This window comes from Psychrobacter sp. CX90, from assembly GCF_057396305.2.
The window spans coordinates 1-12,164 of sequence record NZ_JBXYJD020000002.1; the positions used below are offsets into that span (position 1 = coordinate 1).

Below are 12,164 nucleotides of genomic sequence, written 5' to 3' on the forward strand. Positions count from 1 at the left end.
AGTTGAGTCTATTCAATAGAGCCTAGGTTTGAAAAAAAATAAGCCAGAATTTCTGGCTTATTCATTAATAAACAAACTGTGAATAACTTAACGGTTAGTGATCAACCGCACCGCCAGCACCATGAGGCGTACGCACGCTTTCCACGAGCTCTTGAATATGAGCAGGAGGAGGCGCAGTCACTGAAGATACAGCAAATGCTATCACAAAGTTAATCAATGCTCCAATAGCACCAAATGATAGTGGCGAGATACCTAATAACCAGTATTCAGCAGTATCAGGGAAGTTCGCTGTGCCACTGACAAAGAACCAGCCTTTGAATACAAAGATGTAAACAAGGGTAGTAATTAAACCAGCGAGCATACCTGCGATAGCCCCAATGCTGTTGATACGCTTTGAAAATATACCCATCATTAAGGCTGGGAATAGTGATGCACCTGCGATACCAAAGGCTAAAGCAACAACCTGAGCCGCGAAACCTGGTGGATTTAAGCCAAGATACGTTGCGATAACAATGGCCACGGCCATCGAGATACGCGCAGCCAATAACTCGCCTTTATCTGAGATGTTAGGATTAAGATTACGCTTAATTAAATCATGACTAATGGCTGAAGATATTGCCAGTAATAGACCTGCTGCGGTAGATAACGCTGCGGCAAGACCACCCGCTGCAATAAGGCCGATAACCCATGGTGGAAGCTGTGCAATTTCTGGATTAGCAAGTACCATGATGTCTTTGTTTACATCAAGCTCATTTCCTTCCCATCCAGCATTATTAAACTTACCATCAAGTATTTCGCCTTGAGCAACTTTAGCAGCTTCAACAGCGGCTTGAGCAGCAGCAACATCGCCACCATCAGTTTCAGCAGCAGCCAACGCCAACTGTGCTTCACGAAGTCCACCATCGTTATACATCTGAATACGGCCATCGCCGTTAAAGTCGTTGTACTTAATTAGACCCGTCTCTTCCCAAGTTTGCATCCAGCTTGGACGCTGGTCATAGGGAAGTGGCGCTTCAGCAGTACCGTTAGGATAGACCGTATCGATAAGGTTTAAACGAGCCATAGACCCTACAGCTGGTGCAGTAAAGTATAATAGGGCAATAAACACGAGTGCCCAACCTGCAGACCAACGAGCGTCAGCTACTTTAGGGACAGTGAAGAAACGGATGATAACGTGAGGCAGACCAGCTGTACCAATCATTAGAGATAAGGTAAACAGAACCATGTTTAATTTATTAGGAACGTCAGCCGTATAAGCTGTGAAACCTAATTCTTGAACGACTTGATCAAGCTTAGCCAGTAAAGGAAGCCCTGATTCAGTATGCGTTGAGAACATACCTAAACCTGGAATCGGATTGCCGGTTAACTCAAGGGATATGAATACAGCAGGGACAGTATAAGCAATAATTAGTACCACATACTGTGCGACCTGTGTATAGGTAATACCTTTCATACCACCCAGTACTGCATAGAAAAATACAACAACGGCAGCAATAATCAGGCCGGTGGTATTGTCAACTTCTAAAAAGCGTGAGAAAGCAACGCCTGCTCCCGTCATTTGACCTATAACATATGTAGTAGATGCCACAATCAAACATACAACTGCAACAAGCGCTGCGGTTTTCGAGTAGAATCGATCGCCAATAAAGTCAGGTACTGTGAATTTACCAAATTTACGTAAATAAGGTGCCAGTAGCAGAGCAAGTAGTACATAGCCGCCCGTCCAACCCATTAGGTAAGTAGATGCACCATAACCACCAGCAGCGAGCAAGCCTGCCATTGAGATGAAGGATGCGGCACTCATCCAGTCAGCACCGGTAGCCATACCATTTACGATAGGATGGACACCACCACCAGCGACATAAAACTCTTTAGTTGATCCAGCACGAGCCCAAATGGCAATACCGAAGTAAAGTACAAATGACGCACCAACGAACAAAATATTAATTAAAAACTGACTCATGCGGCTATTCCTCTTCTACGCCAAATTGCTTATCTAGCTTGTTCATTCGCCAAGCGTAGAAAAAGATGATAGCCATAAAGGTTGCAATTGAACCTTGCTGGGCAAACCAAAAACCAAGGTCAACTCCAGCAAACTGGATACCGGCGAGTAGAGGTCGGAATAATATTGCAAATCCGTAAGGTACGATGGCCCATACGGTTAAACATATTAAGATAAGACGCACATTGGCTTTCCAATAGCCTGAGGCATCACGAGAATTACTCATGAGACAAACTCCTTTTGTCATGTAAATGGGTGACAAGCAAAATTTAAAACCATATGTTTACAATTAGTAATCCAATGTTAAGGTTTTTATACTTAAAACATCGGCAATGTAACTTTTAGTATTTTTTCAATACATACTGTAGTTTACAGTCGCAATTAAATGATAGCAAGGAACAAATCAAACACTACCAGAAATTTAATCAATTAGACTTAACTATTGATATTAAAGGTAAATTTATAAAAGGTTCTTTTTTAGTATTTCTAGGGTTTTGTTTTGATCTAGATTTTATTTACAATCCCCCATTATTTTCGTGGTTTTACAAGTAAATATATATACATATTATATATGTCTAAAAACGTCGATTTATTTTGTTCATAACAACCATACGCTTACCTCATAATTTTTTTATTTTATTTTACTTTTTAATTATATGAACTATAAAATTATCAAATAGTATGAGGGTATAAGTTAATATTCAGTATAGTCAGCGAACTACTAAACGGTTACGGCGTTAACCTCGTTAAGCCTACTCCTAGTAGTACTTGCACTCGGTTGCCTTGTAACCATTTTAGACTTCTTTGACTATAGTTGGATCTAAATAATAAAAAGTCTCCCTAAAGCCCTAAAGGAGCTGACCCCCATAAGTCGTGTCCAACTTATGGGGGTCAGCTTATCAATAGAGCAGGAGGGTTTGTAACTAATGAGCTAGGTTAATCAAAACCATTACATATTTGGATAGTTAGGGCCGCCACCGCCTTCAGGGGTTACCCAAGTTATGTTTTGAGAAGGGTCTTTAATATCACAGGTTTTACAATGCACACAATTCTGGGCATTAATCACAAACTTAGCACCTTCTGCATCTTTTACTACCTCATATACACCTGCAGGGCAATAGCGTTGAGCAGGCTCAGCATAGATAGGTAAGTTGACACTAATTGGCACAGTTGGATCTGTCAGCTTCAAATGGTTGGGCTGATCTTCAGCATGGTTAGTATTAGAGACAAACACTGAAGATAGCTTATCAAAAGTTAATTTACCATCTGGTTTTGGGTAATTTGGTTGATACGTTTGGCTGGCTTTGTCTAAAGCGTCATAATCTGGCGTATTGTCATGAAGGGTTAGTGGCATTTTGCCACCAAGCAAGTTGTGCTCGATAAAAGTAAATGCGCCTCCCATAAATAGCCCCATACGGTGGATAGCAGGGGAGAAGTTACGGGCAGACTTATTGTCTTCATATAACCATGACTCTTTATAAAGTTTACTATAGCTTTCAACTTCATCATGCTGACGGCCAGCCTGTAGTGCTGAAAAAATCGCTTCAGCAGCTAACATACCTGATTTCATTGAGGTGTGGGTGCCTTTGATTTTAGCAGAATTTAAGAATCCAGCATCATCCCCTACCAATACACCACCTGGGAAGGTCAGCTTAGGTAGTGAGTTTAGACCGCCTTTAGTGAGCGCACGTGCGCCATAAGAGATACGCTTTCCGCCTTCTAACACTTGTCTAATAACGGGATGAGTTTTTAAGCGCTGCATTTCGTCAAACGGCGAAACATAAGGATTGTGATAGGATAAATCGACAACCAAACCGAAACTGACTTGGTTGTTCTCATCGTGGTATAACCACCAACCTCCCGTAGAGCCTGTTTCAGTTAATGGCCAACCAAGGCCATGCATGACAACACCTTGCTCATGTTTGCTTGGGTCAACTTCCCAAAGCTCTTTTAAGCCAATACCATAATGCTGTGGATCACTGTCTTTATCTAAAGCAAAGCGGCTGATTAAACGCTTGCCTAGATGACCACGACAACCTTCTGCAAAGATAGTATATTTAGCCAATAGCTCATAGCCTGGCTCATAACTTGGCTTATGTGACCCATCTGCAGCCACCCCCATATCGCCTGTTAATACACCACGTACGGAACCATCATCTTTGTATAAGATATCTGACGCACTAAAGCCTGGGAACATCATGACCTCAAGCTCTTCTGCTTGTTCAGCAAGCCAGCGCACCACGTTACCTAATGACACGATGTAGTTACCATGGTTATGCATAGGCTTAGGAACAAAGGCATCAGGAACCTTCATTGAGCGGGTAGCAGAGTTTAAATAATAAATACGGTCTTCTGTAGCAGGTACATTAAGTGGTGCCCCTTTTTCTTTCCAATCAGGGATAAGCTCATTAAGTGCACGTGGCTCAATAACGGCGCCCGATAACGTATGCGCACCAAATTCGGAGCCTTTTTCGACCACACAGACCATAAATTCGTCGTTGCCAGCTTCAAGAGCAAGTTGACGAAGCCGAATGGCTGCTGAAAGTCCAGCGGGGCCACCCCCAACAATGACAACATCAAACTCCATTGATTCACGTTCTACCTGTTCATCTTGCATTTCAGACTCCTTATAGCTGGCTCAATAATGCCACGACCACAGCTAATAAGTGGTCGTAAATTATGTTAATTTCTTGCTAGCAAAAATTTAGTATGACGCTATTAAAATATATCTAATAGTGGAAATAAGTAATAGTAGCAACTATCATCAGACAGATATGAACAACACTTATCATGACATTAGCTGGCTTAAATATAGAACTTAATATAAAAAAAGGCTTGCAGTTAGTTACCTATTATAAAATAAAAGTTGGATAAAGACGACACGATTTGTGACTAGGCCGTGATAAAGTAGTAAAAGTCGTCTGTTTTCCCAAGTTTATGCAGAATTCACATCAGGAGATAATAGCAATGACAAACTCTAAGTCAAAACCACCGATGTCTAACCTTAGTTTAGACTCAATTTCCGAATATATTAAACAAGAGACTAGCGAGCGCCGTGGTCGAGCTATTCCGCCATTAGATAAGTGGCACCCTGAAAACTGCGGTAACATGGATTTGATCATTAAAGCAAATGGGGAATGGTGGCATGAGGGTAGTAGAATTACTCGGCAATCATTAATAGATTTATTCTCGACCGTCCTATGGCCTGAACATTCTGAAGATAGTGGCAAATCGACTGAGTATTATCTTAAAACTCCCGTTGAAAAAATTCGTATTACCGTAGAAGATGTCCCGTTTTTAGTCAACCAAGTGAATGTTGTTGAAAAAAATGAGGTTCAAATGATTGAGTTTATAACCAGTACGGGCGATATCGTGTATCTAGATGACGACCACCCGCTTGAAATGATTACCTATCAAGGCGAGGACAGACCTTATATTGAGGTGCGCTTTGGTATGAAAGCACTTATATCACGTAATGTGTTAATGCATCTTATTAAATTAGGCGAGCTTAGTGAGCAAAAAGGTAGAACCGCGCTGACCTTGCAAAGTGGTGGCAAAAAATACGAGATATCGGTTCCTAGTTAGTTGGTGATATTATAGAGTCTCATATCGTAGAGCACCTTGACCTACTCAAGGTAACTGTGAACTCTAAATTCCTTTATACAGTTTTTTAAAAACAGGTCTTTAAAAATAGGAATTCAAAAAATTACCTTGAGTAGTCGGCCAAAAATTCAAATTAAATTAGGTTTTGTGACAGTGAGACAGCCTTAATGTTAGGAAAGACATCGACTAAATCAATCACGCCTTCCGGTCATTATGATATCGATCAAAATGATAAGCAGTTGGTAGAGGATCGTGCTGTCAGTCTAGCCCCGAGTGCTTTAAGTATAGATTCGAGTGAAGCACCCATAGGTTTATTTGATTCAGGAGTGGGTGGCTTGTCGGTATATACGCATCTAAAACAGGTGTTGCCAAATGAGTCCTATATTTATTATGCTGATTTGCTCAATGTACCTTATGGCGCGCGCTCAAGTGAAGAAATAACACATTTGACTGTCACTGCAGTCGATTGGCTGGTAGCTGCCGGATGCAAATTAATTGTTATCGCTTGTAATAGTGCGTCTGCCCATGCATTGGACGTGATTCGTAGCAGATATCCTGATCTACCCATTGTGGGACTAGTACCTGCATTAAAGCCAGCGGTGCTGAACAGTAAAAGTAAAAATGTGGCGGTTTTAGCCACTAAAGCGACCCTTGAAGGTGCTTTACTTAATGATGTTATTAGAGATTACGCCATGCCCGCTAAAGTAAATGTCATTAAATGTTTTAATCCAAACCTTGTGCCCTGGGTTGAGTCGGGCATGCGGGTAGACAGTGATGCTGCTCATGAGCTTAAAGCACAGTTGCATGAGTTTTCTCGACAACAAGTCGATCATTTAGTGTTAGGGTGTACCCACTATCCTTTTTTTCAAGAATTTATTATGGAAGAGGTCGCCGCTCATAACCTTGGGATATCTATTGTCGATTCTGGAGCGGCCATTGCCAGTCGTGTCAAAGAGATATTGTCAGAAAGGCAAATGTTTGCTAAATGCTCTAGTCAGCCTTCTAATACTCCTCTGGTTTCTACTCATAAATCTAACTGCTCATTAGATCAGCTTTATGATGATCTTTATATTGGTATTGTAGATAGTAGCGATGGCTCAAATATAGAGGCCTCAAAGATAATAGATGACTCAAAAATAAGGGGTAAGATACCTGCTAGTGCCAAGTTGGCATTTGTTACGACATCTATAAAAGGTGATCTTGCTGCTACTTCGCTAATGGTTAAACGGTTAGTAGGCGGTCAGTTTTTATAGTGTTGTTTGGGGTTTATGCTGGATATACAAATCATTAATATAAAGTATACGTGTTCAGATTGTGAAGGCTAATATCATCCAGTAGACTTTAATATTGAATACAGACTTAGATATAGCAATGTATATTGTATATCAGTCAATATCAACGAAAGAGAGGCAAACATTCCAATTTGAATAGTTTTTTTTTAAACTCTAAAATTATTTATACTGCTATTTTGATTACGGCTAAATGGTCGAAGTGTTAGATATAAAAAATTAATCATTGTGTTCTATTTTGAGGAAAACAACATGAGCAACCCTAAAGATGATAAGTTGAAAGTTGAATTAAATAAACTTGAAGAGACAATGCATGAGGCAGATAAACCTCATACATTAGAAGAGCAGATAGCAGATATGAAGCGCCGCGGTATCGATCCTAAAGAGGCCTATAAAAAGTGGGACGACGATAAAGAGGATGACTGGGGAGATGAAACTTGGAAAGAAAATGGTAAATGGGAGCCAAAATCCCCTGCCGACTTAGATAAAAAAGCGCAAGAAAAATGGGATGGAGAAAACGGAAAGCCAAACCCACCGCCTATCGTCTAAAATTTCTATTTAATGTGTAAATATAAACCCTAAAATAATAAAGCCATGCATATTGCATGGCTTTATTATTTTTTACTATTTAAACCCGCTATAGTAAGAGGTGTATTCTGAGGCAATTAAATAAGGTACGCGGCGACCAACCCTAGATGATACATATAGTATATCTAGGAGATCGACATCGTCACTCTTTATCTTGCCTTTGGCTATATGTGAATCATTTATAGCATAAAGCTTACAGACTATACCGCCCCTAATATGAAATTAAGTATGTTTTAGGATTATTTACCATTATCAATACGAACCAAACGAACGTTGCCATTGGCATCAGCCACACGGCGATAACCATCTTGCTTTTCGATAAGCTGGGCAATGCTGGTCATTTGACTGACTAATCTGCGAGTTTTGCGGATTGTAGGTTTGCTGCTGTGACTGCATTGGCTGTTGATAAGGTCGATTGCTGTTTTGCCCTTGATTACCCATAATCAACTGATAGAATTTTTGACCGGCATGCCCGTTAGCTGGGAATACGCCCTTACTGGTCTGATATTGCTGGATAGCGGTACGCGTGTTGTCGCCAATAATGCCATCTACATCACCTATATCGTAGCCTGCATTTAAAAGCGCCTGCTGAATTTCTTTAGCTTGGCGACGGCTAATACCAGGGTCATCAGTTGGCCAAGCGGTAACAAAGTCAGTCTTGCTGCTGTCTTCTTTAGCAATTAAGTCTGACAAATGCGCAATCGCTAACGCATAGTTTTCAGACGCATTGTAAGAATAAAACGTATCAAAGTTTTTACCCACTAAAAACGCAGGACCATCCATACCTGCAGGCAATAACAAACCTGCACGATCTAAGTCGTAAGGTAGAGGGCGGCCATCTGCAAGTGTAAAACCTTTGTCACGCCAGTAGCTCATTGATTTTTTGTCTTTACGGCTATTTGAACCCCAAAAACCTGATGGCATTTTTAACCTCGTAACCCCAAGGTTCGCCAGTACGGTATCCGCGTTTTTTGAGGAAGTTGGCCGTGGATGCCAGCGCATCTGGCTTACTATTTACTAAATCTCGGCGACCATCTCCATCAAAGTCTACTGCTAAATCTAAAAATGTACCGGGCATAAACTGAGTTTGTCCAAATGCCCCTGCCCAAGAACCTGTCATGTCGCTTGGGGCGATATCCCCATTTTGAACGATTTTTAGCGCATTGGCGAATTCGCCACGGAAGTATGTTTGGCGACGGTCAAAGCAAGATAATGTAGCTAGAGATTTGAATAAGTCATTTTTGCCCAAAGTTTGCCCGAAGTTTGATTCGACACCCCATACGCCTAAAACATGTTCGGCCTTAACGCCATAACGTGACTCAATGCGTCGCAAGGTGTCTGCCATTTCATGCTTAGCACGAATGCCATCTTCAACTCTTTCCTTATCTACTAAAACGGACAAGTAATCCCACACGTCTTTTTGGAATTCTGGTTGGTAATTGAGGGACTGGATAACACTAGGATCAGGTTCAGTTGGGCGGTAGGTATTAAAGGTAAAGCTATCAACTCCTCGAAACTGGCTAGACCCTTTTAGTCCGTCTAAACACTGCTGAAAATGTGCGTTTGATAAATTTTGAGCGGGAGGTCTGCCGGCATGAGCACAGGTGGCAACCATTGAAAAGCCAATGGCAGCAGTTAAAACACAGTAGGTCTTTGCGTGTTGCATGATGAGTGTCCTTTTGTCTGTTATAAGTTGTCTGTTATAAGTTAATTATTATGAAGTTTACGAACATTGCAATATAGGTAATAAAGCGGGTGTTATTGTCTGGGTCATTGTTTGAGTAAAGGGCAACGCAGTTCATACCCTTTTTAACTCATTATTACGTTTTAAAACGTATACTGGTTCAAACGGTCTGATTATTTCTCAAGTTGTGCTAATGAGAATATTGTAAGTTGACATCTTTAAAATAGCCACAATATAAATATCAGTCACAATATGAATCATTAAGAGCTAATAACTAGTAACTAAGATCCAACTGCTAAACTAAATATCTGAGTTAAAGCCAAATAGATAAGGGTAACCAAATTGACTTATAAATAAAAGCGAACGATCGATTTGGTTACGATAATATGACGTGGCAATAGGTTAAGTGTGAGATGAGCAATAACAGGCTGATGTCAGTAGTTTGACTTTCTTGCTGATCGCAGATGGTTTTTTATGAAATAAGTTATCGAATTATTAAATCAGCTATCAAATAAATGTAGGTAAGCCTTACTAAAAATCAATATCGTCAAAATAGGGCAGGTGGACTACTTCATCATGGCCATGCCACGTAACCAGCTCCAATGACCGTGCTATAATCTAAATGTTTAATCTTTCATAGTTAGTAGTCCTTTAAGCAGCATTATTTAGCCAGTAGGATTTAGGCCATACTATGATACATTTTATTCGTAGTTAAACTTTTTATTATAGCTCTCGATTTAACCATGCTGTGAAAAACCATACTGTGAAGAACTATGATATGAAAAACCATGATATAAAAAAGTGTTGAGTTATGATTGTGGCATTATGCGAGATAGGATGACGTCATGAAAATAGCAGTTTACCTGCTCGTGATTCATTGAAATGAGCCTAACAAAAGTCATTGTTGCCAATACTCAAAATGGGCTGGGCATATAACCTAAAAGTATAAAATAAGATGATTACAATAATAGGAACAGGCGTCGCCGGATTAACTTGTGCTGATATGCTGATCGATGCTGGACAAGAGGTAAGCGTTATCACAGCCAGTAAAGGTGTGGATGAGAGTTTATGCTCGTGGTGGGCAGGTGGTATGCTTGCTCCTTATTGTGAAATGGAATCAGCTGAGCCGTTGGTTGGCGAGTTATCTGATGTTTCGATGCAGTACTGGCAGTCATTTTGTGAGAATAATGAGGGCTGCGACTACGCCGCAAATGGAACGCTGGTTATTTCGCCAAACCGTGATCAAAATATGCTGACTCACTTTGCACAGCGTACCGAGCAGTGGCGAAAGATAGATGCCAATGAGCTTCATAGTTTAGAGCCTATATTACATCAACATCGTGATGCGCTGTTTTATCCAACCGAAGCACATATTGAGCCGCGGCAAGTGTTACGTGCGCTGTGGAGAAAAATCAAGGCTAATGCTGAAGTGATAGCAGATACTACGCTTAGTGATACGGAGATAAAAGAGCTGGCTAAAAAAGCAAATCAGCAGGGAGGCTGGTTGCTGGACTGTCGAGGTTATAGTGCACGTTCCGATATTTGCCTGACTTACGAGGCGTACGCGGAGAGATGTTGCATCTGTATAACCCAGAGCTTGAATTATCTCGCCCTGTGCGCTTACTGCACCCTCGTATCCCAATTTATCTTGTGCCCCGTGCTAACAGTCAGTTCATGTTGGGTGCAACTATGATTGAAAGTGCTTCACGGGAGCGTGCCTCAGTGAGGTCGGTTTTGGAGCTGTTGTCAGCAGTTTATGCGGTAAACCCTGCATTTTCACAGTCGGAAATTGTTGAGATTGGCGTTGATGTCCGTCCTGCCTATCCTGACAATCTACCAAAAATTATAAAACAAGGTAGGCATTTGCTGGTTAATGGTATGTATCGCCACGGGTACTTGCTGTCTCCAGCCTTCGCCAAAATTGTTAGCGATTTTATCATTTACCAACAAAAAAGCCCTTTAATTTATGATGACTATTCAATTTAACGGAACACCCATTCAAACCGAAGCCAACACACTGCTAGAGGTGTTATTGGAGCAAGGTTTTGAGGCAAACAGCCATGTTGCTACGGCAGTTAATGGCAAATTTGTCGCCAAAGCAACTCGAGAGTGCCAGCCTATTAGTGACGGCGACCAAGTCGAAGTTGTTGCACCCATGCAGGGAGGTTAGCATGCAAGTCAATGGTCAAGCTGACGCAGAAAACGATGTATTAAAGCTGTATGACCTTAGTTTAGACAGCCGTCTATTATTGGGTACGGCGCAATACCCCTCACCTAAAATACTCAGCGATGCCATTGCCATGTCTGGTACTCAGATGATTACAGTATCGGTCAGACGAGAAGCGGGTGCCGACGGAGCAGGGCAACAGTTTTGGAACCTCATAAAACAAACAAATGCCCATATCTTGCCAAACACGGCAGGCTGTCGTACTGTGCAAGAAGCGGTAACCACGGCACATATGGCACGTGAGCTATTTGATACCCCGCGTATTAAGCTCGAGCTGATTGGCAATGAAGATACCTTGCAGCCCAATGTTTTTGCCTTAGTTGAGGCCGCGAAAATACTCAGCGATGACGGCTTTCAAGTGCTCCCTTACACCACTGACGATTTAATCGTGGCAGAAAAGTTATTACAAGCTGGGTGTGAGGTGCTCATGCCATGGGGTGCTCCGATTGGTAGTGGTCAAGGCCTACAAAACCCCAAAGCTTTGCAGACTTTGCGGTCGTATTTCCCAGATGTCCCTTTAATTATTGATGCCGGTATTGGCTTGCCCTCTCAAGCTTGCCAAGCGATGGAAATGGGCTATGATGCCGTTCTGCTCAATACAGCAGTGGCTAAATCTGGTAATCCCATTACCATGGCAACTGCCTTTGCCAGTGCAATCACAGCAGGCAGGCAGGCTTACCAATCAACACCAATTTTGCCTCGCGATATGGCAAGTCCTTCTACCCCCATTATTGGTACGCCATTTTGGTTTAATCAGTTTGAAGAATAAAG

Annotated in this window: 10 protein-coding genes and 1 pseudogene; 7 read left to right on the forward strand and 4 right to left on the reverse strand. The window is 41.5% G+C overall.

The genetic code is table 11. The features are described from left to right. Positions 1–94: 94 nt before the first annotated feature. The 3 genes from AC2SLN_RS13170 to AC2SLN_RS13180 form a co-directional block, all read right to left on the reverse strand. Positions 95–1,963, reverse strand: coding sequence for a sodium:solute symporter family protein (locus AC2SLN_RS13170; protein ID WP_486549029.1), 1,869 nt, complete (start codon positions 1,961–1,963; stop codon positions 95–97). Positions 1,964–1,967: 4 nt separating this feature from the next. After that, complete coding sequence (locus tag AC2SLN_RS13175) at positions 1,968–2,228, reverse strand: DUF4212 domain-containing protein (RefSeq protein ID WP_486531542.1); 261 nt, start codon at positions 2,226–2,228, stop codon at positions 1,968–1,970. Positions 2,229–2,951: 723 nt separating this feature from the next. Next, positions 2,952–4,619, reverse strand: coding sequence for an electron transfer flavoprotein-ubiquinone oxidoreductase (locus AC2SLN_RS13180; protein ID WP_486549027.1), 1,668 nt, complete (start codon positions 4,617–4,619; stop codon positions 2,952–2,954). A gap of 350 nt (positions 4,620–4,969) precedes the next feature. On the opposite strand from AC2SLN_RS13180, the gene AC2SLN_RS13185 reads away from it, so the two are divergent. The 3 genes from AC2SLN_RS13185 to AC2SLN_RS13195 all read left to right on the forward strand — a co-directional run bounded on the left by AC2SLN_RS13185 (position 4,970) and on the right by AC2SLN_RS13195 (position 7,443). Beyond that, on the forward strand, positions 4,970–5,587 hold the full coding sequence (locus AC2SLN_RS13185; protein WP_486549026.1) for a DUF1285 domain-containing protein: 618 nt from the start codon (positions 4,970–4,972) through the stop codon (positions 5,585–5,587). Positions 5,588–5,772: 185 nt separating this feature from the next. Then, on the forward strand, positions 5,773–6,858 hold the full coding sequence (murI, locus tag AC2SLN_RS13190) for a glutamate racemase (protein ID WP_486549025.1): 1,086 nt from the start codon (positions 5,773–5,775) through the stop codon (positions 6,856–6,858). A gap of 288 nt (positions 6,859–7,146) precedes the next feature. Beyond that, positions 7,147–7,443, forward strand: coding sequence for a hypothetical protein (locus AC2SLN_RS13195; protein WP_486531546.1), 297 nt, complete (start codon positions 7,147–7,149; stop codon positions 7,441–7,443). Between the two features lie 278 nt (positions 7,444–7,721). On the opposite strand, the pseudogene AC2SLN_RS13200 reads toward AC2SLN_RS13195, so the two are convergent. Next, positions 7,722–9,097, reverse strand: a pseudogene (locus AC2SLN_RS13200) (lytic murein transglycosylase). Between the two features lie 1,024 nt (positions 9,098–10,121). On the opposite strand from AC2SLN_RS13200, the gene AC2SLN_RS13205 reads away from it, so the two are divergent. From AC2SLN_RS13205 to AC2SLN_RS13220, 4 genes are read left to right on the forward strand one after another with little or no spacing between them, the layout of a single operon-like run. Further along, positions 10,122–10,859, forward strand: coding sequence for an FAD-dependent oxidoreductase (locus AC2SLN_RS13205; RefSeq protein ID WP_495057380.1), 738 nt, complete (start codon positions 10,122–10,124; stop codon positions 10,857–10,859). After that, a complete protein-coding gene (locus AC2SLN_RS13210; RefSeq protein WP_495057387.1) occupies positions 10,742–11,152 on the forward strand; it encodes an FAD-dependent oxidoreductase in 411 nt (136 codons plus the stop codon). Before AC2SLN_RS13205 ends, AC2SLN_RS13210 begins: the two co-directional genes overlap by 118 nt. Beyond that, positions 11,133–11,336 (forward strand): sulfur carrier protein ThiS, encoded by a 204-nt coding sequence (thiS, locus tag AC2SLN_RS13215; protein WP_486549023.1) that lies wholly within the window; start codon positions 11,133–11,135, stop codon positions 11,334–11,336. The genes AC2SLN_RS13210 and thiS overlap by 20 nt, the downstream gene beginning before the upstream one ends. Position 11,337: 1 nt before the next feature. After that, a complete protein-coding gene (locus tag AC2SLN_RS13220; RefSeq protein WP_486549022.1) occupies positions 11,338–12,162 on the forward strand; it encodes a thiazole synthase in 825 nt (274 codons plus the stop codon). Positions 12,163–12,164 lie beyond the last annotated feature (2 nt).

Bases quoted from the DNA above. Each gene is read 5' to 3' on its own strand.
- thiS (WP_486549023.1), top strand. From the start codon at position 11,133: ATGATGACTATTCAATTTAACGGAACACCCATTCAAACCGAAGCCAAC.
- AC2SLN_RS13185 (WP_486549026.1), top strand. From the start codon at position 4,970: ATGACAAACTCTAAGTCAAAACCACCGATGTCTAACCTTAGTTTAGAC.
- AC2SLN_RS13205 (WP_495057380.1), top strand. From the start codon at position 10,122: ATGATTACAATAATAGGAACAGGCGTCGCCGGATTAACTTGTGCTGAT.
- AC2SLN_RS13220 (WP_486549022.1), top strand. From the start codon at position 11,338: ATGCAAGTCAATGGTCAAGCTGACGCAGAAAACGATGTATTAAAGCTG.
- AC2SLN_RS13180 (WP_486549027.1), bottom strand. From the start codon at position 4,619: ATGCAAGATGAACAGGTAGAACGTGAATCAATGGAGTTTGATGTTGTC.
- AC2SLN_RS13195 (WP_486531546.1), top strand. From the start codon at position 7,147: ATGAGCAACCCTAAAGATGATAAGTTGAAAGTTGAATTAAATAAACTT.
- murI (WP_486549025.1), top strand. From the start codon at position 5,773: ATGTTAGGAAAGACATCGACTAAATCAATCACGCCTTCCGGTCATTAT.
- AC2SLN_RS13170 (WP_486549029.1), bottom strand. From the start codon at position 1,963: ATGAGTCAGTTTTTAATTAATATTTTGTTCGTTGGTGCGTCATTTGTA.
- AC2SLN_RS13175 (WP_486531542.1), bottom strand. From the start codon at position 2,228: ATGAGTAATTCTCGTGATGCCTCAGGCTATTGGAAAGCCAATGTGCGT.